Annotated in this window: 25 protein-coding genes; 20 read left to right on the top strand and 5 right to left on the bottom strand. The window is 39.7% G+C overall.

Translation table 11 applies throughout. The features are described 5' to 3' along the window. Nucleotides 1–79 precede the first annotated feature (79 nt). The 11 genes from AC52J8_RS18560 to AC52J8_RS18510 all read left to right on the top strand — a co-directional run bounded on the left by AC52J8_RS18560 (nt 80) and on the right by AC52J8_RS18510 (nt 8,562). Complete coding sequence (locus AC52J8_RS18560) at nt 80–511, top strand: hypothetical protein (RefSeq protein WP_000005905.1); 432 nt, start codon at nt 80–82, stop codon at nt 509–511. 36 nt (nt 512–547) lie between these two features. Continuing rightward, on the top strand, nt 548–1,951 hold the full coding sequence (locus tag AC52J8_RS18555) for a DnaB-like helicase C-terminal domain-containing protein (RefSeq protein ID WP_000102026.1): 1,404 nt from the start codon (nt 548–550) through the stop codon (nt 1,949–1,951). Between the two features lie 87 nt (nt 1,952–2,038). Further along, entirely contained in the window at nt 2,039–3,133 is a 1,095-nt protein-coding gene (locus tag AC52J8_RS18550; RefSeq protein ID WP_004832942.1) for a hypothetical protein, read from the top strand. A 63-nt stretch (nt 3,134–3,196) separates the two neighbouring features. Further along, the gene (locus AC52J8_RS18545) at nt 3,197–3,751 is read left to right on the top strand and encodes a hypothetical protein (RefSeq protein ID WP_004832940.1); all 555 of its coding nucleotides are present in this window, start codon (nt 3,197–3,199) and stop codon (nt 3,749–3,751) included. Continuing rightward, nucleotides 3,751–4,242 carry a hypothetical protein gene (locus AC52J8_RS18540; protein ID WP_004832937.1) on the top strand — a complete coding sequence of 164 codons (492 nt, stop codon included), beginning with the start codon at nt 3,751–3,753 and terminating at the stop codon, nt 4,240–4,242. Before AC52J8_RS18545 ends, AC52J8_RS18540 begins: the two co-directional genes overlap by 1 nt. Then, nucleotides 4,236–4,844, top strand: coding sequence for a hypothetical protein (locus AC52J8_RS18535; protein ID WP_130119935.1), 609 nt, complete (start codon nt 4,236–4,238; stop codon nt 4,842–4,844). Before AC52J8_RS18540 ends, AC52J8_RS18535 begins: the two co-directional genes overlap by 7 nt. Next, a complete protein-coding gene (locus AC52J8_RS18530) occupies nt 4,841–5,350 on the top strand; it encodes a hypothetical protein (RefSeq protein WP_004832935.1) in 510 nt (169 codons plus the stop codon). Before AC52J8_RS18535 ends, AC52J8_RS18530 begins: the two co-directional genes overlap by 4 nt. Nucleotides 5,351–5,362: 12 nt before the next feature. Further along, nucleotides 5,363–6,778, top strand: coding sequence for an ATP-dependent DNA ligase (locus tag AC52J8_RS18525; RefSeq protein WP_097355485.1), 1,416 nt, complete (start codon nt 5,363–5,365; stop codon nt 6,776–6,778). Nucleotides 6,779–6,795: 17 nt separating this feature from the next. Next, nucleotides 6,796–7,257 carry a hypothetical protein gene (locus AC52J8_RS18520; protein WP_000949172.1) on the top strand — a complete coding sequence of 154 codons (462 nt, stop codon included), beginning with the start codon at nt 6,796–6,798 and terminating at the stop codon, nt 7,255–7,257. Nucleotides 7,258–7,296: 39 nt separating this feature from the next. Beyond that, entirely contained in the window at nt 7,297–7,869 is a 573-nt protein-coding gene (locus AC52J8_RS18515; RefSeq protein ID WP_130119934.1) for a guanylate kinase, read from the top strand. Between the two features lie 72 nt (nt 7,870–7,941). Then, nucleotides 7,942–8,562, top strand: coding sequence for a hypothetical protein (locus tag AC52J8_RS18510; protein ID WP_002125265.1), 621 nt, complete (start codon nt 7,942–7,944; stop codon nt 8,560–8,562). On the opposite strand, the gene AC52J8_RS18505 is transcribed toward AC52J8_RS18510, so the two are convergent. Both AC52J8_RS18505 and AC52J8_RS18500 read right to left on the bottom strand, forming a co-directional pair. Then, nucleotides 8,550–8,978, bottom strand: a complete 429-nt coding sequence (locus tag AC52J8_RS18505) for a hypothetical protein (protein WP_000016663.1) — start codon at nt 8,976–8,978, stop codon at nt 8,550–8,552. The two genes, AC52J8_RS18510 and AC52J8_RS18505, sit on opposite strands and share 13 nt — an antisense overlap. Continuing rightward, nucleotides 8,975–9,652, bottom strand: coding sequence for an AAA family ATPase (locus AC52J8_RS18500; protein WP_000770709.1), 678 nt, complete (start codon nt 9,650–9,652; stop codon nt 8,975–8,977). The genes AC52J8_RS18505 and AC52J8_RS18500 overlap by 4 nt, the downstream gene beginning before the upstream one ends. 202 nt (nt 9,653–9,854) lie before the next feature. Between AC52J8_RS18500 and AC52J8_RS18495 the strand changes: the two genes are divergently transcribed. Beyond that, the gene (locus AC52J8_RS18495) at nt 9,855–10,271 is read left to right on the top strand and encodes a hypothetical protein (protein WP_001180909.1); all 417 of its coding nucleotides are present in this window, start codon (nt 9,855–9,857) and stop codon (nt 10,269–10,271) included. On the opposite strand, the gene AC52J8_RS18490 is transcribed toward AC52J8_RS18495, so the two are convergent. Both AC52J8_RS18490 and AC52J8_RS18485 read right to left on the bottom strand, forming a co-directional pair. Next, the gene (locus tag AC52J8_RS18490) at nt 10,268–10,852 is read right to left on the bottom strand and encodes a tyrosine-type recombinase/integrase (RefSeq protein WP_000124734.1); all 585 of its coding nucleotides are present in this window, start codon (nt 10,850–10,852) and stop codon (nt 10,268–10,270) included. The genes AC52J8_RS18495 and AC52J8_RS18490 overlap by 4 nt on opposite strands. A 339-nt stretch (nt 10,853–11,191) precedes the next feature. Beyond that, on the bottom strand, nt 11,192–11,611 hold the full coding sequence (locus AC52J8_RS18485) for a helix-turn-helix domain-containing protein (RefSeq protein ID WP_000833467.1): 420 nt from the start codon (nt 11,609–11,611) through the stop codon (nt 11,192–11,194). A 421-nt stretch (nt 11,612–12,032) separates the two neighbouring features. On the opposite strand from AC52J8_RS18485, the gene AC52J8_RS18480 reads away from it, so the two are divergent. The 7 genes from AC52J8_RS18480 (at nt 12,033) to AC52J8_RS18450 (ending at nt 21,695) form a co-directional block, all read left to right on the top strand. After that, nucleotides 12,033–12,227: a hypothetical protein gene (locus AC52J8_RS18480; RefSeq protein ID WP_000047262.1), complete on the top strand. Its 195-nt coding sequence runs from the start codon at nt 12,033–12,035 to the stop codon at nt 12,225–12,227. A gap of 240 nt (nt 12,228–12,467) precedes the next feature. Beyond that, nucleotides 12,468–14,390, top strand: coding sequence for a cobaltochelatase CobT-related protein (locus tag AC52J8_RS18475; RefSeq protein ID WP_001005719.1), 1,923 nt, complete (start codon nt 12,468–12,470; stop codon nt 14,388–14,390). Between the two features lie 144 nt (nt 14,391–14,534). Continuing rightward, complete coding sequence (locus AC52J8_RS18470) at nt 14,535–15,779, top strand: AAA family ATPase (protein WP_000063933.1); 1,245 nt, start codon at nt 14,535–14,537, stop codon at nt 15,777–15,779. A 25-nt stretch (nt 15,780–15,804) separates the two neighbouring features. Then, nucleotides 15,805–16,470 carry an RNA polymerase sigma factor gene (locus AC52J8_RS18465; protein WP_000252085.1) on the top strand — a complete coding sequence of 222 codons (666 nt, stop codon included), beginning with the start codon at nt 15,805–15,807 and terminating at the stop codon, nt 16,468–16,470. Between the two features lie 50 nt (nt 16,471–16,520). Then, the gene (locus tag AC52J8_RS18460) at nt 16,521–17,201 is read left to right on the top strand and encodes a hypothetical protein (RefSeq protein WP_000840050.1); all 681 of its coding nucleotides are present in this window, start codon (nt 16,521–16,523) and stop codon (nt 17,199–17,201) included. 45 nt (nt 17,202–17,246) lie between these two features. Further along, complete coding sequence (gene dnaE / locus AC52J8_RS18455; protein ID WP_000931854.1) at nt 17,247–20,435, top strand: DNA polymerase III subunit alpha; 3,189 nt, start codon at nt 17,247–17,249, stop codon at nt 20,433–20,435. Between the two features lie 51 nt (nt 20,436–20,486). Beyond that, a complete protein-coding gene (locus tag AC52J8_RS18450) occupies nt 20,487–21,695 on the top strand; it encodes an IS256-like element ISAba26 family transposase (protein ID WP_000343018.1) in 1,209 nt (402 codons plus the stop codon). 140 nt (nt 21,696–21,835) lie between these two features. On the opposite strand, the gene AC52J8_RS18445 is transcribed toward AC52J8_RS18450, so the two are convergent. Further along, entirely contained in the window at nt 21,836–23,035 is a 1,200-nt protein-coding gene (locus AC52J8_RS18445) for a tyrosine-type recombinase/integrase (protein ID WP_000059636.1), read from the bottom strand. 299 nt (nt 23,036–23,334) lie between these two features. Between AC52J8_RS18445 and AC52J8_RS18440 the strand changes: the two genes are divergently transcribed. After that, nucleotides 23,335–23,766 (top strand): PPC domain-containing protein, encoded by a 432-nt coding sequence (locus tag AC52J8_RS18440; RefSeq protein ID WP_000684950.1) that lies wholly within the window; start codon nt 23,335–23,337, stop codon nt 23,764–23,766. Nucleotides 23,767–23,768: the final 2 nt, after the last annotated feature.

The following is a 23,768-nucleotide window of genomic DNA, read 5'->3' as shown; positions in this document are numbered from 1 at the left end:
TCTCTTAAAATATTAATAAGCGCTTACTATAATTTGATAATATCGTTTTTATAGTAATTACTAATGTTTCGAGGTTTTAATGAGCGAATGGCAGAAAGAACTTGCGATACAAAACAAGTTCGGCAATAGCGCTCCAATTTCAAAGGAGTCTATTTACTTAAATACGGAAGAAAAGCAAAAACTTCAATTTCAGCCGCGTAAAACGTATGGGCGTAGGCTGCCAGCGAACGAATGCGAAATTGAAGAAATGGGCTACATGAAGTTTGTTCGTAAGCTGCAAGAGCAAGAACAGGAAATTGTAGTCATTAAAACAGACGGCGAAGTTGTACGTGGATACATCCGTGCTGCGGATGCAGAAACGATCTCGCTTCGTTGTTATTTGAATGGTGATAAAAACGGTCGTTATCGTGCGCGTGTTCTTTTTAAACACCAAATTTCCGAGTTCTCACCAACTAAGGGGATTGAAGACCTAGTTGATGAGCTAGAGAGAAAGTCGAAATCTAAATCTTAAACGTAAGCCATCTATTTTCTATAAGGATTATCTTATATGTCTACTGCTGTGGCCGAAATTCATGAAGAAGAGGTCGTTGATAAAGAACTCGAAGGCTTCACCGAAGAAAAGTTTGATTACGACGATGAGTTTCAATCAAAAATTGCGGCTTTAACTTTACGTGATGATGAGTTTCTTAGAAGAGCCGCCCATATTCTGAAGCCAGAATTTTTCGAAAATCAGGGTGAAGCATGTCTGGTCGATATTGCGCTCCAACACTTCAATAAATATGGATGTTCTCCTGATCCCGCTTCTGTTGTCCAAATTATCAAGGATAAAGCTGCTTCTAAAGTTTATAAGCGAGAAACATTAGCGGCAATTGTGGAAGCAAGGAAGAAATTAATTGGCATCTATGTCACTGACAAGGCTTTCGTTGAAGAAAAGGTTGTTGAGTTCGCGCGAAAACAGGCGGTATCCAATGCGATTGTTAATTCTGTTCCTGATCTTGAGGCAGGTAATTACGCCAAGATTGAAGCGCGTATCAAGGAAGCTATTGCGGTCGGATTGAATGAAGAGGGTGTTGGTTATGACTTCTTCGCTCAGGCGTTGAATCGTAAGCTGGCACGTATCGAGAAGCTGACAGGCAAAGTACCTCCGACAGGCATTACTACTGGCTGTAAAGAACTTGATGATCTGCTCTATCACAGAGGTTGGGGACGCAAGGAGCTGTCTCTATTAATGGGCGGTGCAAAAGCAGGTAAGACGCAAGCGCTTATTCACTTTGGCCGTATCGCAAGCTTTGCTAAATACAACGTTCTATATGTAACGCTAGAAGTTGGTAAAGACATTATTGCAGACCGTTTAGATGCCTCTATTTCAAAAGTGATCATGAAAGAATTGGCGTCGAAGGCTGCAAGTGTTGCAACTGCGGTCGAGACGGTAGCCAAGACGGCGGGCAAATTTATTATTCATGAATTTGGTTCCGGTACATTTTCTCCGTCACAGCTAAGAGCGTTAATTGATAGGTATAAGAATCCTGGGCGGAACCCTGATGGAACGATAAGACCGCCAATCAAGTTCGATATGATCATTGTGGACTATGCAGATTTGATGCGTCCAGATATTCGTACAAATGACCCAAAAGAGAACTCAAGAGCTATCTATGTTGATTTACGCGCGATTGCTTTTGAAGAGAATGTGGCGTTACTGACAGCTACTCAGACCAACCGTGAGGGCTTTAAGTCAACGGTAGCCAAGGCAGAGCACGTAGCTGAGGACTTTAACAAAATCAGGACCGCTGACGTTGCAATCTCCATCAACATTACAGAGGAAGAGAGAGCGAAAGGTCAGGCTCGATTGTACTTTGCAGCTTCTCGTAACCAAGAGATGGGGGTTACTGTGGTGATTAAGCAGAATGTGTCCATGATGAGGTTCTTGGAAGAAGTGATTAGCGTCGAATAAATTTAACCCATTATTATAGTAAGCGCTTATTTATAACTTTGTGCTAGTATAAATAAGCGCTAATTTTATCTAATGCGATTTTGCAATATGAGAGATCAAGAAAGTTTAGCGGAGATATTAGACCGCATTGATATGGAGTATTGGCTTAACCGCGAAGGGTTTGAATACAAAGTAACTCGCGGAAAAAACGGAATCCAGTTGAATGTTAAGGAATGTCCGGTATGTGGTAACTCAAGCTGGAAAGTCTATCTGAATCAGGATACGGGTTTGGGTAACTGCTTTCATGGTGATTGCGAAACCAAATTCTCGAAATGGAAGTTTATTAAGGCTGGTATAGGTGGTAATAGCCTAAGCAATAAAGAGATTGTCGAGCATGTTAAAGCAATTGCTCAGGAGCAGGGCTGGCAGCCAAAGCGCAAAAGTGAACCCACACAAACCAAAATTGGCGATCTAAAGCTTCCAAAAGCCTATGACTTGCCGATCATGGGTCAGAACCTAAAGTACCTGAAAGATCGAAATATAACGCTCGATACGTGTCGTGAATTTGGACTGAAATTCTGTCAAAAGGGTTGGTTTGCATACATAGGTCCAACGGGTGAAAAGCAATACCAAAACTACAGCATGAGAATCATCATTCCTGTCAGGGACCTTGAAGGCAAGCTTGTGTCTTTTCAGGGTCGGGATATTACAGGAAAGGCTGAAAAGAAGTATCTATTTCCTCCTGGTTTCGCGTCTACGGGCACTTACCTATATAACGGCCATAATGCCCTAGGTTACGTTGAAATCGTCATGGGAGAGGGCGCTTTTGACGCTATGGCGATATATCAAGCCTTCAAGGAAGACGAGTTCCTTTGCAATGTTGGAGTTGTCGCGTCATTTGGTAAGCATCTTTCGGTAGGTGGTGATGAATCGCAAATGGCTGAATTACTAAAGCTCAAAGATGAGGGATTGGAGTGCGTGACAATTATGTGGGATGGAGAGCCTGCCGCAATTCTGTCTGCGATCGATGCATGTTTAAAGATAAATAGCTTTGGCATAAAGGCAAGGTTGGCCACGTTGCCTGCTGGATGTGACCCCAATGAAGTCGACCCTGAAATCGTTCGCACAGCGTATCGAAAAGCGATACCAATTACGCCAATTAGCGCAGTAAGTTTACGCATTAAGTATATGGGTAAAGTCTGAATCGTATTTGATTCCAAATCATTGTTTTTAAAATATTGTTGAAGTTTTCAAGGTGCTTTTACTATGAGTTTAAAAATTGTGGTCAGAAGTGCCTACTCATTGCATACGAGTGGGACAAAATATTATTCGATGTTCTTGTTATCTGTACAGGACGGAGCTAAACGCAACACGCAATTATTCAAAATTTATGGCTCAGCGGTAAATCAAACGGCTCAAGTCAAACACCATTCAGAAGGTAAGGGTGAAACACTTGATACCGAATTTAATAAAACACTAAAAGCGAAAGGTAAAGCAGGTGAATATAGCGATTTACGTGAAAGCGAAATCCTGCATGAATTTGATAATTTCCATGATTTTATTACTTACTTGACTCTCGACTCTCCGATTAATGCCATTAGAGCGCCTTTCGCATCAGCGATTACCGAAAAGGGTTTTGAACAATATTTAGAAACCTTGTCCCAAACGTTCGGGATTCCAGTTGATGACATGTACAAATTTACATTCAGATATGAAACAGAGGAAGAACGGCAACGAAAACAAGAAGAGGAAGAGCGTAAAGCGGCTCAGCTCATGGCACAACGACAAGAATTTTATGGTGAAGTTTTGGGGTCATGGTAATGAACAGAGTAATTATTGGGGTTCCACATTGTCGGTTTATGGTGACAAAGACCACAACGAATGAAAAGGTTTTGGAGCTGACAGAATATTTTGCTGTCCACAAGCATACTCAAGATGAAGTATTAGGCTTGGCGATCAAGGCTGTTGATTACCATGATAACAAGGGCGGTTATCACCGAACGGTCGAAATTCTTGAAAAATACGGAGGACTTTCTTACTCAACAGTAGCAGAAAGGGTAAAGAATTTAAGTAAGGCTGCTGTACGTAATCTAGTTGATGAATTGTCTACCAATTCGGATTCGATTAATCCAATTGAATATGCTCAATCAATTTTCGGTCGCGAAGCATCCAATATTTTTGACAAAGGGCGAGAAGCTGAGATCAAGTCAATTTTTCAAAATTATTTTGGACCTATCAGAAGCGAACTGAGCGAATTAATTCTTGATACAGATGAGTATGCTGCCTATAAAGGAGTACAAGGATCATGGTAACTAAAACTCTTCCTGAACTCGATTTGGAATTATCCAGAAGCGGAACAAATGCCTATTACTGCGATTTTTGCCCTCATACTGGCAACCGTCCTAATTATGCCGCATGCCTAAAGCGCATCCATAATGTTCAGGAGGGAAATGAACGCGAGGTGGATGCAGTTTGTGTAGTCGCTATCCATAGACATCACTGTGAAGCTGCCGAAATGCGTGAACGTGAAATTGAGGCAGGTAAGCCTCTCTATTACATTGATCGTTCAGAAATGCGAAAACAAGTTGGGAAGCGGCTGGCTAAACAAGGAATTTCTATTTCTTCTAAATTTGATTATAAGTTAGAACTTACTAATATTAATGGTGAAAAACCAGAAAAAGAAATTCCAGTTAATTCAAAGGGTAATTATTCATTAAGTGATGCAATCAATACTAAACTAAAGAAAAATAGTTTGAATACCAAAGATGTTCATGTAGAATCGCAACAAGAAAATAAAGTAAGCGCTAACTTATATAATGAGAGTGAGAGCTTAACTGTACCAAGTATCGAGAGCGGATTATCGCTTTTAGAAATTGCTAACCGTTTCAAAGCAAACCCACAGGAAAAATTATGAGCAACGCAGAAGATTTATTAGAAGCTTTAATCAAGGCATTAAAAGACTCGAATGTAGATGCCGAGGAATTACGCTTCATGACCTTGCTTCCTGATCACATGCGCAAGATTCAGGATTTAACCGAAGAGTTTGTAAAAGCTCACGTTAATGGTCCACAACAGCTTGAAGTTTACATGAGAGCCATTATGGGGGTGGTTGCACAGGTTCAAGCAGCATTAGTCGTGAATACCGGCACAGAATCAATTCAGGAATATGCACAATTATTGGCTCAAAAATCAGAAGATGAATATTTGCTTGATCTAGGTCACATGCTTCGTGATTTTACCAATCATTGGCTAGCGGTCTTTCTGCAAGCTGCAAAAGAGCATTTCGGCGAAGAAGTATTTAAAGCTCATCAAGCCCATGTTAGAGAAGTGATTAAAAACGCTAAAAGCGAAATGCTGAAATCCAAAGAAGGCGATTCCCCATTTAAAGATTCATTTATTCCTTCATTTGCAAAGCAGTAATAAGGTGTAGCAATGAATAGCGATCAGTTACTAGAGGCTTTAAACCAAATTGCATCTGAAAGCTCAAAAAATGAAAAACTAGCTTTACTCATGGATTTTGAAGCAGAAAAGGGGTTGTTCAGAGAAGTTCTGCGTTTGGCATATGACCCGTTTATTGTCTTTGGAATTTTGCCAAAAGCAGAAGATGCAGGAACAGGGGAATTAATGTTTGATGAGGTTGATACCCTTGAGTTCCTATCTAAGCTTAATAACCGTGAACTAACAGGCAATGCAGCGCGCGAAGCGCTGCGTAGCCAACTGGCTCAATTATCAGAGAAGTCAGGCGAGCTTCTAATTCGAATTTTAAGAAAAGATTTACGTGCAGGTTTTAGTGATGCAACGATCAACAAAGTCGTGCCTGATTTGATTCCTGTATTTCCATACCAACGCTGTTCATTGCCTAGTGAAGTAAAGCTGAAGGCATGGCCGTGGAAAGATGGCATTTATTTGCAAGAAAAAGCTGATGGCATGTTTGCCAACGGGACCAATTTAGAAGATAAGTTCTTCTTGTCCTCACGTCAGGGCATGCCGTTACCTATGGAGCATTTTTCCGACCTTACTGCGGAAATGGATATGCTGATCAAAGATGTCCAATATCATGGCGAACTACTTGTCGAGCGTGATGGTGTAGTTCTGCCGCGCAAGGTAGGAAATGGCATCTTGAATTCGGTCACAAAGGGTGGCTCATTTGCTGAAAATGAAAAACCGATCTATATGATTTGGGACTTCATTCCGCTTAGCTCTGTTAAGTCAAAGGGAAAATTTGAAGCAGCCTATAAACGCCGTATTGCACTGATTAAATCGATGCTGGCCAAGTTTAAGCCTAATTATGTGCGGCTTATCGATACGCATATTGTCCACTCATTGAGCGAGACTTACGATCACTTCTTTAATGTACTTATGCAGGGCAAAGAGGGGCTGGTAATCAAGCATCCAGAAGGTCACTGGAGAGACGGTACAAGTAAACACCAAGTTAAATTAAAACTTGATGCGGATTGTGAACTGGAGGTCGTGAGCATTAATCCGGGTAAGGTGGGTTCAAAGAACCAAGGGCGAGCTGGAGCTTTGCATTGTAAATCTGCATGTGGTCAAGTCATTGTGGATGTCGCCATCAAGAATGAAAAAATGCGCGACGAAGTGGATGCAAACCCTAGTGACTGGATTGGTCGAATAATCACTGTGCGTTCAAATGCCATTATGCGTCCATCCAACAGTAACCAGAATTACTCGTTGTATTTGCCGCGTATGGTTGAGGACTGCTATCGAATCGATAAAACGGAAGCTGATGATTTAAAACGTATTGAAGAGCAATTCAAAAACGCTATCGAAGCTGCCAAGAAGCTGGCAGAAAGTGAAGCGATGGTGATTGACAATACAGCGACAGCATAAATATGGAGCATATATTGATGTTATCAAAAGCTAAAAAACTACATCGTCAAAAAGCCTTACGTCCTTCTACTGAACAATGGGAAATTATCGCAACTATTGGTTTTGCCATTATTCTTACAGTTATCGGGTATTTTTGCATTGGCGGAGCTAAAGCGAATGCAGCGGTGGTAGCGAGAGCAGCGTCTGTATCCTCAGCTCGTCCTTCGACATCTTTTGCGCGGTCTTACAGCAGCTCGTCCACACGCGCTCCGACCACTACAAGTTTTCGTTCTAGTCCAGTTAAGACTGTGACAAAACCTAGTACGATTCGTTCTGTGAAGCCTGTTACAACGCCTGCTAAACCGATGCCTGTTTCTTCTTCATCTACACAGAAGAAATCGCGTAAGATTGGTTTCCAATATGATTACTATGCATTTACAGATTGCATCCCTTATTCAAGCGGAAGTTTCCAAGGTTGGAAGTGTATTGATCGGGATTAATTGGGGCGGTTCTACCGCCTCTTCTTATGAGGTATGACGATGTTTGTATTGTTATCTGGAACAACGTGCAGCGGCAAAACAACCATTGCTGACGCGCTGACCGAGAAATATGGGTTTAATCGTATTGTTACCACAACATCACGGCCGAAACGGGAAGGTGAGGTTGAGGGTTTGCACTACCACTTTATTACTCAAACAGAGTTTGATGCACTAAAAAAGGCTGATCAGTTCCTTGAGACAAATAAACATGGTAATTATGAATATGGCGTAACGATTGATAATTTCAAAACCTTGCCAGATGATCGAAATGCCATAATTATTGTCGACCCAAATGGATATAAGAAGATTAAGCGTTATCTGAAAGCAAATGAAATTAAATATCTTGGGGTTTTTGTCGACGCTGATATTAAAAGCCGTCTACAACGTTTAATTGTTCGAGCAGATCAGAAACTTGCGGAACGTTTAGAGGTCATGATTCAGGTCGAATCTCATTGGATAAACGAAATCAACCAGTACGATATGTTGATTCAGAATGATGAAACAATTGAAGATGCCTTAGAGCCGATTTTAGATCATGTGCGCCGTGCAGGACATTTAGATAAAATAGCCTAAGCATTTTGATGAACAATTAAAATTTCCTAAAATAGAATGCTCCGATAATTTCAATAATTTCGGAGTTTTTTTATGCTACTAAAATCTGTTCCTGGTGTTTTGCCTGCACTTAAAAATAGCGATTTGGCAACTACGAAATTATGGACCACTCACATTGAAAGAATTACAAATTATCAATTAAACGCCGTAATTGCTAAATTCAAGTTTAAAAATGAAGAAAGTCAAATTGATAAGGAAATTGAATACGCGGTTAGTCAGATCAACGACGCTATTTATAACCGCCAAATCAACTCGGTAAAAATTGCTCGATTTAAATTAAAAAAAGATCATTCCATTACGGTGAGCAACCTAATTGCTGGTTTATTGAAGCTGAAGGAAGTTGAAAGAAAGGCTGTGTTGTTCTCATTAGAATCAGGATTAAGCCTTGATGAAGTGACAAACTTGGAAGTTAGACAAGCCAATGTGGCAGCTAGAAACTCAAAACTAGCGAGAGAAATTATTAAAAATTGCCCTGTGAGTATCAAAACAAACTATTTATTTTGGGAATCAAATGAGGAAAAGGAGCATGAAAAGCTCAAAAATTTAGAGCAAGCTGTGTTTGAAGCCTTTGGTTTTGACTTCAAACTGCTTGCCCTAAAATACGAGAATATTATTTATGACGAATGGTTTGAATTTCTTGGTCAGACGTCGTAATTGTCGCCGAGTTTTTTGATTCGACGAGCCGTATATTCTTCTAAAGCTTCATTGAGCATGGTTGTAAAAGTGGTCTTGTTAGAACCCATGCCAATGGAGCTGATAGATTTAAGCCAGTTCAAACGAAGGTACATTTCTTGGCTAATATTGTTGTTAAAAGGACGTTGAATTAATTTCAAGTCTTCAGGAGCAATATTAATGCCCTGACGCCAAGGCGCTTCACGGTCCTTTTTCTCTTTAGGTTTGCTTAATCCTGATAGTTCATCAAGCTTATCAAAGTCTACAGGTTTTTCATTAGCTTCTGGCGTTGCTGTGGCAGTTTGTACTGGAGCACTCTTGGTAAAATCGGATGCATTTGAATTTTCAGCTTGTACTTTTGCAGCTTTGCCTAATGATAATCCACCACGTCCACTCATTTGAACAACTCCTCAGCCAATGCATTTACTTCTTCTGCTGCCTTAGAGGCACCAATATTTAACTCAATAACACCCAGACCCATGCCATAAGCTCTTGAATATGCAATACGGTCGTAATTTACGGAATCGAGAACTTTTGCAAAATCTTCAACTTCTTTAAACGCATTACGCGCATCGTCTAAAGCTGTGATACGTGCATTTGTCGGGACTTGAGTGATATAGATATAGACATGAAGTGGATCGAGGTCCCTTTCATTTACACGGATATTATTTGCTTCTTCAATTAATTCCAAAATTTCCCCAGTTGATTCTACGTCAGCTTGGTTAGGGCGAGTTGGAATAAGAATGGCATCGGAACAAAGCAGCGCTTCACGGAAGCCAGAAGAGTCATAACCACCGCAATCGAGAATTACGTTGGGTGTTTCACTTTCAATTTTTGGAATGACTTTGTCAATTTCAGGTTGACCAAACAAATGATAAGTTTTGATTGAGCCGGTCTTTTCTAAGAAAGTTTGGGCTTGACGATAAATCCCCCATTTAACCGAATTTTTATTGGCGTCAAGGTCGACAAGAGCTACATCTTGTTTTTCATTATTGGCAATCCATGCAGCCAAATTGGTAGCCGTAGTTGTTTTGCCGACGCCACCTTTTGAATTGGCGATCAATAATTTCATTAAATCCTCAACATAAACGTTGGCGAAAATCGTAGTGTAATAGTAAATGCGCTAGATAACAATGTATAAACTTGTATTCATTGATATGTAGAAATCTATATAGAAATCTATATAGATTATTAATTTAAAAATTAGATTGTATTTAACCAAAACAAAATGTTTATTAGTTCTAATTGCTTACATATAAATTCATAGGCTTAAAATGCAGAATCAAATCAGACAATTAGAAGATGGAACTTTTGAAATAGGTACTTGGATTCAGAATGCAAATGGTGAAGTTGTGTTCTTTGATGCTACGAGTGCGAAAACTTTAGAAGAAGCAAACAAGATTGCTGATGAGTTGGATGATCAGGAATTTAAATTAGCAAAGAGTGAAATTGATATGCTTGGCGGCATTCAAGGTGCCAATAAGGTTCTGGAGCTCATGAATGAAAACGAAGCCGTTGCCGTTGAATTTGATAAAAACCACTTTGATATTAATGAATTAAAATTCTATAACCAAAAAGATTTTGAGCAGCGAATGGATGATTACCTAGATAATGGTGAGACTGCAACCTATCTATATGCAGACTTTGAAATCCAAAGCCTGCTGCACAAAACTAGATTTTTGAAATTTTAATTTAACTTTTCAGCAACTTGGCGGAGCAATTCCGGATCCGATGCAAAATATTTTTGCGTGGTCAGGATTGAGCTATGCCCCATCAATTGTTGAATTGAATAAATATCACCGCCCTTTCTTATTAGCCTTGTGGCAAAGGAACGTCGACCGGAATGGCTGGTTGCTTGAATACCAGCCTTCTTATAACAGTTATTAATCATGGTCACCATGCTATTTGGTGAGAATGGACCGCCCTTCTGCGATAAAAATAAAGGTGCGTCGGGATCCTTTGGTCTTTCTTTTGTTATGTATTCTTCTACCAGTGATCTAGCGATTGGATTGACTAGGAATACCTCACGGTAGCGGTTGCCTTTAGTAATATTACCGAGCAATCGAATAATATCCTTCAGCTTGCCCTTCTTCACGTCGTAAACATCGCCGACCTTTAACATTGATAATTCTTTAGCGCGAAGCCCAAGGAAGTGTGAGAAATACAAAACACATTTGTTCCGTAATGCATTTACGCCCGTTTGAGTGGCTAAAGTAATCTCAAGATCATCTTCTGACACATATGGGGCTTTTCCAGTTGTTGTTCTTGCCATAAATCGACCAAATAATTTTTTATTACATTTTTCCAAAAACGGAAAGGATATAAAAACAGTCTACCACATGTCGAAAAATAAAAAATGTAATAAAAGATACATTTTATTATATTTTTTGGGGGTGCAAAAAGGCAGGGCGTCATATCCTGTCGTATACGTACTTTTCTATTAAGAGTGGTATTTCAAAGTTTGATTTAAATTGGTAATCTATACCAATCTTGATTTTGTAACGTTTTCAAGTTTAGGAGGAGCTATGAAAGAAAAATTTAAAAACAGTAATTTAAAGGGTATGAATAGCAAAAAGCCCGAACTTGATCGGGCAGTAAGAATAAAAACAGATTAGTTGACTTTAAGTGTTTCTAGGAAAGCATCAAAAGCTTCTTTCTGTCTAGGGTTAGTGAAAAACTCAAAATTATGGCCATCATTTGCTTCGCGAATTTGTTTAATTAAATTCGATTCTGCATCAGTAATAAGAGGTTGCTCAATCATGGCTTCCATTTCTTCAAGCAGATGAGGCATGTATTCCTCTAGGCAGCGCATGAAGAGGTCTTTAGCATCGATTTTTAAAGCTTCAGCCATAGCGCGCACACGTTCAAGAGGCAATTTGCTTTTACCACGAACAATGAAGCTAACCATGTTTTGATTGATACCCATAATCTCTGCCAATTGCGACTGATTCAGATCCGATGCATTTAGTTGAGCGTCGAGATATTGGGCGACAGTTAGTTTGCGTTTGGTGTTAGTAGCTGCTGATTTCATAGTAACGTTTTCCTTAGAATATTCTTAATAGATATAAAGTCATAATGTCGGAATGTATCCTCGATACAACATTATAGACTTAAAATATTTGCGGTTTAGGTAAAGTATATCAGTAAGTGCTGATTTACCCAAGTTCAAGAAAAGTACAGATTTGTATAGGATTGGATAACATGACATCGGTCACAATTAACGGAAAAATTTAGTAAGTAAGCATTGATTAATATTTTCTTATTTTTGGGTTAAACTAATGGTCAGACTATAGGTGAGTAGATGCTCATTTTAAGTACAGGCAATTTGTTAGCTGATGCAGACAATCATACTATAATGACAACGTATCGACTGATACCAAGAGGAAGTATAAGCCTCATTCAAGCCAATTATTTGTCAAAAAAGTATGATAGTTAGAGTATAGGAGTAAAAAATGTCGAAAAGTGTTGAAGTTATTACGCCTGAAACCGTAGCAGATTTCTTGGCAGAGCAGGGTTCTGAACTGATCTTTAAGGGAAATCAAATTAATGTAATTAAAGGAAAAAATGAGGAATGCGGTGATTTCCTTGTGATTAACAATGCACTTGGCGAAAATTTGTTTATTAAACTTAGCTATATAGTCTTATGAGTCTACCTAAATAATTAAAAATCCCTCACTTGACCCTTCTCTGTGGTTAGTGTCCAAGGTTTGATGCTGGCCACGGTCAAAATAAACCCTCTATTAAAACTCAAAATCTCCCCAATTTCACTCTTTATTTTTCAATAAATATTTTTATAATGCTTTTTAATATTAGTAAGCACTTGTTAATATACTGTCAGGTCTGTATATAGACATCCAATAATGACTTTTTCAGATTGAGATTTTTCAATGAATGAGCGCATACATATTTTAAGACAAGCAATTGTTGTCGTTACCCAAGCACTGACTAACTCTGATATTGCAGTAACACAAGAAGGCATTGAGGCAGGTGTGCATAAGGATCCAAAGACAGGCAAACCTGTGCGAATTAACCTTCCATATCTTCCGGACAATTCACCAGATTCGCTGATTGATGCGGTTCAAGGTTTTCTTGATCAAGAGGTAGCGAAGTATCTTTTTACCGATTTTTCTCTCAAGCTAAAAGGATCTGAAGAGGTAAAGACTTTAACTTCATTGTTAGAAGAAGCGCGTGTAGAACGTTGCATGGCTGAAAAATATCGCGGTTCAAATATCAATATGAAAAATGCGAGCCAATTTTTCATTGATGAATTGATTGACGATAAATACCAAAAACTTGTAAAGGAAAAAGCTTCTGATGAAGAAATTACGCAACATTTAATGTTGCCAATGTTACGTGCGTTAAGTGGTCAGGAAGTCTTTGAACATTACTTAAAAGACAAAATGAAGCATATTAAACCTGTGTGGGACATGCTTACTCCTTTTAAGCCAGAGATTGAAAAATTAAAGTCCACAAAAGACACAATGGATTTGGCTCAGCGTATCTATAAGGTACTGAAAGATGAGCCTGAATTGCCAGAACTCCCTGACAGCGAGCATGATGAAGATAGCGACAGCTTACCAGTGCCAAAATCGCCAGGTAAAAGCGCTGGTGTAGGCAATAGCAAAGATGAGAATGAAGAAGATGATGATGAAGGTGGTTCTCTAGGTGGAGCTGTTGGTGCCGATGAGGGCGAAGATGAAGAAGGCGAAGGCGGTAGTGGTGGAAAAGCTAAACAACGGCCTAATGCAGTTAAGCATTCACTAGAAAGTGACGATAAGAAGAGTGCCCCTCCTCGTAGTGAATTTGTGGCTGCAATTCTGGACTCGTTAAAAGACACCAAAAACAACTACAGTGAGCAACTAAGCAAGAAGATTGCACAACGCACAGCAGCGGACGTTAAAAAATCTAAATACGCAGTATTTACCAATGAAGGTGATGTCATTGAACCGCTTGAAGTTCCTAAACTTCATTACGATGACAAGATGTTTAAACGTCTTGAAGACAAGGTAGCTTCAATGGTTGGTCCTATGCAGAAAGATATGGAGCGGGCAATTCAGGCACGAAGTAAATCTGTATGGGAAAATGGATTAAAACAAGGAAAATTAAACAGTTCATCTTTAGCACGACTGGCTTCAACTGGTGATTGTCGAATTTTTCGTAAGCGCGTTGAATCAAAAACCAAAGACGTTGCTGTGAGCTTGGTCGTCGATATGTCAGGTTCAATGTGCGGTTCTAAAATCCATACTGCCGCTGCTGCGAGTTACGCACTATCAAATGTTCTGGATCGTCTCAAGATTCCTCATGAAGTGATCTGCTTTACTACTCATACAGACTCAGCCACTTACCACAAGCGTTTAAAGCAAATTCGTGAAGCAGAAAAAAAATATGGCGTTAGTTATTCACGCTATGAAAACCTTTATATGCCTGTCATTAAAGGCTACAACGAGCGCATTAATACTGAAACAAAACGTCGATTTGGATGGCTTCCTCACTCAGGTTTAATGGCGAGTAACATTGATGGTGAATGTGTAGAAATTGCTGCACGTCGTCTAATGGGGCGTAAGGAAGCAGGTAAAATCATGATGGTGCTTTCTGATGGCTCACCTGCGGGTGGAGGTAACAGTCGAGATCTGGAATATCACTTAAAAGAAGTGGTGAAGAAAATCGAGAAGAGCAAGGTAGACGTCATTGGTATTGGAATTGAAGATGATTCTGTTCGTAGATTCTATGACAAACATGTGGTGATTCATGACGTTGAGCAATTACCTAGCCTAGTAATCTCGCGTTTACGCAGTATGTTGTTAGCGTAGAATTTGGGTGGAGATTGCATCATTTGGGTATTATAAAATATTAGTAAGCACTTACTTTATTTTTATGATGCAATCTTATAAACTTTCAATATCAGTTAGTGATACTTTTTCATAAATGATCGAATCCGTTTTTGGAGCTTATAAATGTCTAACGATCCTATTATCTGTGAAATCTGTGGTGGAAAAACTCACGTAATTGCTAAGCATTTAAAAGAAAAACATCCTGAAACTACGTATGAAGAGTACAAGAAACAGTATCCAGATAGCCCTTTATTGTCGCCTTTAGCGCAGAAAAAGATGCAAGAACAGGCTGAACTGAAAAGAGCTAAAGAAGCAGAGTTGGCAAAGGCGCAACAAGAAAAAGCAACAGATACTTCAACATCTAAGGAAGAAACAACAGTGTCTACTAATAACCACAATGTAAAGTTAGCGCTTACTAATAACGAGGCAAAACCAAACGATATTGTGGTGTCTAAACCATTTCATGAAATCTTTGATCTGAAAGGTAAAAGCGCGCTTAGTGGTTCAGGTAAACCGATTCCAATCTCATGCATTGAGAACTCTGCCTTCCCGGAAATGATTCCAGAAATTAATGATACGTATGTATGGAACGTGAACGAGCTGAAGGATGTCATGATTGCATTGGAGCTAAACATCAACCCTTACGTGTGGGGACACAAAGGTGCTGGTAAATCAGAAATGTTTGACCAGATCGCAGCTCGAACTGGCCGTCCTCTTGTTCGTATTCAGCACACTTCAAATACAGAAGAATCTCACATTGTAGGTATGTGGACGGTTAAAAATGGTGAAACCATCTTTGAGCTTGGGCCATTAGCTTTAGCGATGAAGCATGGCTGGATGTATTTGGCTGACGAATATGATTTCGCGCAACCAAACGTTTTATCTGTATATCAAGCTGTACTAGAAGGTAAACCTTTATATATCAAAGAAGCAGATGCAGCTAACCGTGTCATCAAACCACATCCAAACTTCCGTTTTGCTGCAACAGGTAACACGAACGGTTCAGGTGATGAAACTGGTCTTTATCAGGGTACTAACTTACAGAACTCAGCGAACTACGACCGTTTTGGCTCAGTGATCTATAAGAGCTACATGAAGAAAGAAGATGAGTCCTTGATTATCCAGAAACGTGTAGGTTTATGCGCAGAGGATGCTGACAAGTTAGTGGATTATGCAAACTTGGTACGCGAGCAATATGCAAACTCTAAGATCAGCGACACCATCTCACCACGTTCATTAATCAACGCAGCAATGATTGGCTTGCGTCGTAACGATTACAAGCACGGTCTCAAATTGGCGTTTACTAACAAGCTCACTCAAGTCGATCAGCAAGTTGCGGAAGACTTGGCTCAACGAGTGTTCGGTTAATTCGGACACTTTTTGGGGGTGGGCTATGGTAAGAAATCAAGATCAGCTTTTCAGAGATCATGACAAGCTTCTTCGTCATTTGGCACACCGGAATATTAGCCGACTTACCTCAGTCGGCTATTGCATTGACGTTGAAGAGCTGTATGCCATTTTCTGTGAAGTTTTCGTGGTATCGATTCAGACTTGGGATGAAAGCAAAGGCAAATTAACGACTTATTTAACTACTGCTTGCCTCAACATGGTATCGAGATTACTGAAAAAATACCATTTGGGCGATAACAGAACGGAATACGAGTCCGACATTTTGCATCGTATGGGTGATGGTGAAGATGACTGTGATTATGACGTTTTTGTTGATCACCAGAGCCAAAATATTTTAGGCCCATATGAGTTGATGCAGACTCTTACAGAAGAAATGCAGCAGCTTTCACCGTTCGCAAAAATTTTACTCAAATTCACCTTAAATCCGCCTGATTTCATTGAAAGAGAGTTGTTGGCACAAGAAGCCAAATATCAGCTTTCCCTCAATACGCCTGAGAAAAATGAATCGCGGGGACCAAGACGTCGCAAATTGAATCTAAGTTTTGTGGCTAATTGCATCATGAAAACAGCCGAAACAAACAAAGAAAAACGATTCATTCGTGACGCTGTGAAAGAAGTTGAAGAAGCCGTTACGCGAGTTGCTGTCTAAATCATTTCAACACTTTAAAAGCGTATATAGCGCAAAAGAGAGCGTTTTAAATGAAATCAAACGAAAACGAAAGAATAGATTTTATTGAAGCAAAGGCTTTTGGTTGTTTTGGTTCAATCTCATGTTTTTCGCGTGATAGCGAATATTGCCAACGATGCCCGGCATTTGAGGCTTGTGAGCAGAAATCATATGAAACGCTTAACGCGATCAAGCAGGTTGTTAATGTAAACGATTTACTCAAACAGCATGAAAAAGCTCGGATGGCGCAAGAAGCTAAACGCAGAGCCTTACGTGAAGAAATGAATGCAGCCAAAAGTCTTTCTTCGGGTGGGATCCAACCAAAGAAACCGACTCTCGTTGAACGAGCAACCAAGGTAGAGAAAGTCTTTTTTGAGCCTACACCGGAACAGCAGGAATTAATCGTGAAGCTGCCTGTAAAAGCTCAATCGTTTGCATTGACCTTAGTTAAGAGCGGTTTAGTGACCGAGATTAAGGATGGATTGGCCAAAAACGAAAATGCCATGAAAGGAAAAACTCCAGTTTGGCTCAGTCTTGCCGTCGAAAAGCTTCTTTTGGGTGGATATACGCGCAGTGAACTAAAAAAAGCGTTTATGGAAGAACTCAACTGGAAAGAAAACACTGCACAAAGCCATGTGTCGTTAGCTTTTGTTCTTTTGACCTGTTTTGGGATTGCGAAAGAAGAGTCTTCCAAATTGTTAATTTCCAAATGATTTTTAATTTAATAGCTGTAAGAGATTAGTTGTATAGGATTCTCTATGTTAAACCACGCAATGTCAGTGCAATCTGACTTTTCGATAGGAAAATCATTATTAACGGTAGACAAAATTGTCGAAGCTGCAAAAGGCTTAGGCTATTCATCGGTCGCAATCGTTGATGACATGTCCTTACATGCATTGGTAGATTTTTCGAACAAAGCCACCAAAGCCAATATCAAACCGGTGTTTGGTTGTCGTTTGCGTGTATATGACGATTCTAAATATCGTAAGCCCCCTGCCTCATCTGGTATTGCTGAAAAACGCAACTTGATGTTCTGCCCAAAAGTCTACATAAAAAGCGAAAAAGGCATTAAAGGCTTATTCAAACTTCTTACAGACGCAAACTCTAAAGAGCAATATTACTACCACAGCCGTACTGATCTGGATGCTCTATGCAAATTGGAAGATGTGGTCGTAACAACTGGTGATATGTACGGTCTGTTTAGTCACCCTGATCACGAAAGAATTTTAAATGTATTAAAAGCGAGATTTGGTGATGATTTATATATTGAATTTAGTCCGATCAATACGCCATTGTTCGACCGCTTAAACTACTTAGGCTATTTGGCGTATGAACGCGAAAAAATTAAAACCGTCGTCACTTATCCTTTTAACTATCTTGAGAATGAAGATGCGGACACTTTGGATGTATTGAGCGCTATCGCAACCAATACCCAACTTGATTTGCACTATCGTCCTATTCAATACGTAAAAGATTTTGGTTTTAAAGAGCCAAAATTCATTTTAGACCATACAAAAGCTGCTATTCAGCGTATGGCTAAATATGAGCGCGTCAATTCAGCGGAAGCTTGGAAAGAAGGTCTAAAGAATATTTCTGAGCTGGTGGACAAATGCCAATATATTTTTGAGAAGCAGCCAGTTTCCCTACCTAAGCTAAGCACTGACGAATTTAAAACACTATGCGCGAAATGCTTGGAAGGCTGGAAGAAACGCTTTTCTAAAGAGATTCTTGGATATAAGCCAACGAAAGCTGAATTAGATACAGTATATAAATCTCGCTTAGGCTATGAGCTTTCAATATTAAAAAAGATGGGCTTTGAGTCCTACTTCCTGCTCGTTGAAGACTTGGTGATGTGGTCTAAAAACAACGGCGTGATTGTAGGCCCTGGGCGAGGTTCTGTTGGAGGTTCATTAGTCGCTTATCTGCTTGGGATCACGGACGTTGATCCTATACGTTTTGGATTGATCTTCGAACGTTTCATCAATCCTGAACGTCTTGACTTGCCTGATGCCGATCTGGACTTCGCTTCAAGCGGTCGCTACAAGGTGATTGATTACCTTGTTGAAAAATATGGTGAAGATTATGTCGCTGGTATCTCGAACTATTCAACACTAGCTTCAGCCTCAGCCCTACGTGATACAGGTCGTATCAGCGGTTTGAACAACATGCAATTAAGTGCGACCAAGCTTGTGCTTAAAGAACATGGAACGTCACTTGACCTGAATACTTCTGCGGACGCTGTGCCTGAGCTAGACAAGTTCCGCAATGAACATCCTGTTATCTGGAAGCATGCAACTAAGCTTGCAGGCACAATGAAATCGTTTGGCCAACATGCGGCAGGTATTGTTGTTGCAGGCGAACCTATCGTTAATCGAGCCGTGCTCGAGACTAGAGGAAAGTCACCAGTCGTCAATTGGGACAAGCGTGTAGTTGAGGATTGGGGATTGATCAAGATGGACTTGCTCGGTCTTGCCACCTTAGATGTATTAAACATTGCTTGCGAATATATCAAGGACCGTCATGGCAAAGAGATTGATTTGCTGTCTATTCCCCTAGACGACCCAAAAACACTTGATGCATTTGCCAAGGGCGAAACGACAGGTGTTTTCCAGTTTGAAAGTAAGGGGATGAAAAACCTTTTAAGGGAAATCGCCAAAAGTGGTTCGATGACCTTTGAGGATATTTCCGCAGCAACCGCTCTTTATCGCCCTGGTCCGATGGATTCAGGACTGCTTGATGACTATGTGGCCGTTAGACAAGGATTGAAAAACGTTGAGTATGATCATCCAAACATGATCGATGCTTTGAAAGACACTTTAGGGGTCATTATCTATCAAGAACAGGTAATGAAAGTGTCGGTCGACTTTGCTGGCTTTACCAATGCAGAAGCAGACAGTTTGCGTAAAGCAATGGGTAAGAAAGACAAAGACAAAATGGCCGAAATGCGTCAAAAGTTCGTAGACGGCGCAGTAGCCAAATCAGGTGTAGAGCCAGATTTCGCAGGTGAAATCTTTGACAAGATCGAAGCGTTTGCCGGATATGGCTTTAACAAGTCTCACTCGGTCGAGTATTCAATCATTTCGGTTTGGTGCGCATATATTCGCGTTCATTACCCTGCTGAATACTTTGCCGCAAGTCTCAGCGTGGTTGATACAGAAGATAAGCTCACTGGACTTGTGAAAGATGCGCGTGAATGCGGCATTGAGATTCTTCCTCCTGATATTAATTATTCAGCCGATCGTTATAAGATTAAATCCAATACTGAAATCTTGGCGCCTTTCAATGCAGTCAAAGGTATTTCAGAAACGATTGCCAAAGCGATTGTGAAATTGAGAGAGAAGAATCGGGCTTGGAAAGTCGTTCGCTACAAGAAGTCGAGAAAGACAGGTGAAACCACACCGATCTATGGTCCTGATGGTTCAGTTCCACCAAAAAAACGTTTTGATAGCTTTGACGAGTTCGAGAAAGCAGCATCTCAACCAAACTCGAAAGTGAATAAAACAATCGTTGAAAATCTCAGAGCAATTGGGGCGTTTGCAAGCATTGAACCTAGTGAGCCTTCAGCGAAAGACCTCTCACGACGAAAGGATCAAATGAGGCTATTACCAGGATTAATTATTGATTCTGTAAAAGCAGATAGATACACAGATACCTCAGAGCCATTCCTGCGAGCTTCGTTGGTCGAGCATATGCGCGATTGCAAGCAATGTAACGGTTGCGACCTTGCTGGACAGGTTCATCCAGATATTCGTTTGGGTAAAAAGATGCGATTTATGGTCGTGGCTGACTGCCCAACTTGGGAAGAGGAAAAGAAAGGAAAACTTCTTGAAGGCGAGACGGCCCAATATGTGAAAGCTGCAATTAAAGATAATGAATTAGCAGTAGCGGACGGTTATTACACAACGCTCGTCAAAGCCAAAAAAGGGACTGTTCTAAATTTTGTGTAAGTACTTAATTTTCATTTATCCTTCAGAGGATAATTACAAAAGGTACTTCACATGGATGAAGCAACAATCAAAAGTATGGCTGCCGAATTGGCTAAAGGTCTAAAAACACCAGAAGACTTAAACCAAATGACAGCAGTCTTTAAAAAATTCATGATTGAAACTGCACTCAATACTGAACTTTCAGACCATCTCGGTTATGAAAAGCATCAGCCCAAGAAAGGCTCAAATAGCCGTAATGGGTTTAGTTCTAAAACCATTACAACTCAAGATGGACAACTGGCTTTAGATATTCCCCGTGATCGAGAAGGTTCATTTGAGCCACAAATTATCAAAAAGCACCAAACACGCATCACCAGTATGGATGACCAAATCCTCTCACTGTATGCAAAAGGAATGACTAATAGGGAAATTGTAGCCTTCTTCAAAGAAATGTACGATGCCGATGTGTCAGCATCTCTCATCAGCAAAGTTACCGATGCTGTGATTGAGCAAGTGACTGAGTGGCAAAATAGAGCCTTAGATAGCCTTTATCCTGTTGTCTATCTTGACTGTATTGTTGTCAAAGTCCGTCAGCACTCCAATGTGATTAACAAGTCCGTATACCTTGCTTTAGGCATCAATATGGATGGGCAAAAAGAATTACTGGGTATGTGGATTGCTCAGACAGAAGGTGCCAAATTCTGGCTGTCAGTCATGACAGAGCTAAAAAATCGAGGAGTACAGGACATTCTTGTTGCCTGTGTAGATGGATTAAAAGGCTTCCCTGACGCGATAGCCTCTGTTTACCCTCATACTGATATTCAACTGTGTATCGTGCATGTTGTACGCAATAGCCTGAGATTTGTAAGCTGGAAAGACTACAAAGCTGTTACGTCGGGTCTGAAAGCGATTTATCAGGCAAGTACAGAGGAAAATGCTTTAAAATCCCTAGACATCTTCTGTGATCAATGGAATCACCAGTATCCCAAAATTGGAGAATCCTGGCGGGCCAATTGGGAAAATATCCGAACGATCTTTAGCTATCCAGCCGAAATACGTCATGCAATTTATACAACAAATGCGATTGAGTCGTTGAATAGCGTAATACGCCATTCAACGAAGAAAAGGAAAATCTTTTCATCTGATGACTCAGTAAAGAAGGTCATTTACTTAGCAACATCAAATGCTGCGAAGAAATGGACGATGCCAATTCAAAATTGGCGTTTAGCAATGAATTGGTTTACGATTCAGTTCGATGATCGATTAAAAGATCATTTATAAAAAATGGAACTTACACAAAATAATTTACAGGCTCCAACATACCCATTATCTTCAGCTGACCATTTAACACGGTAAGTATATTGTTTACTATCCATTTAACACCCCATCATGTTTTAAGTTTATGTATAAAAGTACGATTTTCACTTACTAGTACTTAAATAATCACCCCACCACTGCATCATTTCAGTCCGTTGAGCTAAATAGTCAGCGTGATTATAGCTGGCACGGGTACGGTTCTTATCAATATGTGAAAGTTGTGCCTCAATCCAATTATCTTGGAACAAACCTGAGTCATTCAAAATGGTACTAAAAGTAGAACGTAATCCATGAGAAGATAGTTGATGTTTGCCATACCCCATCTTACGTATGGCCATATTTAGAGTATTAAAATGAATCGGTTGATTGTGTTTGCGAGGGCTAGCAAAAAGGTATTTTTCACCGTATGACCACTGCATGACGTCTTTCAAAATCTCTAAAGCCTGATTTGAAAGTGGAACTAAAAAATCTGGAATCTCATGGCCTAATATAACTTTTCGTCGAAACTGTTTAATATGCAAGGCAGGTATTTTCCAGATTTTTTCATTTAAATCAAAATGATGAGGCTCAGCCAATAACAATTCGGCCCCTCTCACGCCAGTATGTAATTTGAACATCAGTGCTTTTTTAATAATGGGATGGGCATCCAATTTTTGTAATTTATTCTTAAAATCAGATATTTCCTCCGCTTTCAAATACGGATAATTTTTCTTGATTTTGCTGTTAATGGTGATTTTATTTAAACCATGAGCGATGTTGAACTCACAATAACCCATCGCTACAGCGTAGTCATAAATTTGGTTCAAATAACTACAAGCTTTTTTGACAGGTTCTTTTACTTGGCGTCCCTCTATTTTTTTGATTACTGAAACCAGGTCATAGCGCTTGATGTTTTGAAAAGGTAAATCCTGAAGGTCTGGATAAATATCTTGCTGTAAGCATCTTTCTGCTAACTGTAGTACACCACAGCGGGGTAGATCGTTGAAGGCATTCTTCAGTTTGAACTGTAACCACTCCTCCCCGACCTTACCAAAGGTGATAAGATTAGAGGCAGTATCATGTTCAAAACAGAAATTATTGTCTTTAAAGTCATCTCTGACTTGTCGTGCCTTTTTCAGCGATAAATCAGGATAAAGACCTAACTGAATGCGTCGACGTTTTTTAGTTTGTGGATCTGTATAGCGATAGCACCAAGATTTTCTTCCACTCGGCTCAATCTTCAGGCTAAGCCCATCTTCATCGGATAAAAAACAGGTTTTTTCCTTGCAATGAGCTTGGCGAACTTTAATATCAGTAAGACTCATGGAATTTAAATGAAACCTAATAAGGGGTTGATTGGATCAATTATATCAAAATAGAACGCTTTATATATGATGCGTATGATACGCATCATATATTTTTATAAGTATTTGTTAAATAAACTTTATATCTAGATTGGCTATTCCTTAGTGACCAATTAATTAACCATTGATTTCGCAAGTCTTAAATTAGCATTTGAAGTGCAACTCTATGTTATGACTATTCACAGTTCTGTTCCATGATTCATGGTTACTTATTACTTATGTTACTATGTCAGGGGCGATACAAGAATTAAGGTAACCTTATGAAAATAGCGAATACGAAATTACTAGCTGGTGCTTTTATGGCCCTAACTTTAACTATGCTTAGCCCAGCCGTACTTGCAAATGATAACAATGATATACGAAAGACTGTTGTAGTTAAGTTTGCAAAAAAAGCTTACTCTGCAAATTATTACGGAAGGATAGAGGGATACAAGTATGATTCCTACAAATTTTATGCTAAAAAAGGGCAAAAGTTAAAAGTGAAGTTGACTGGAGGAAATGTTGAAGCTTACTTACGGGGTAATCAATTAAAAGACTCCATCAATATTGGAGAATATTCTCCAGAGCTTGATGATAATGGTATTTATATTTTACCTGCTTCAGGTGAGTATGAAATTAGAGTATTACAACCTAGATCACAGGCAAGAAAAGATAAAAAACCTCAATACTGGATGAGTATTAACATTAAATAAAG

The sequence above is a fragment of the Acinetobacter sp. S-1 genome (assembly GCF_059579785.1).
The sequence above is the reverse complement of the archived record's forward strand: the minus strand, read 5'-3'. Positions and strand labels throughout refer to the sequence as shown.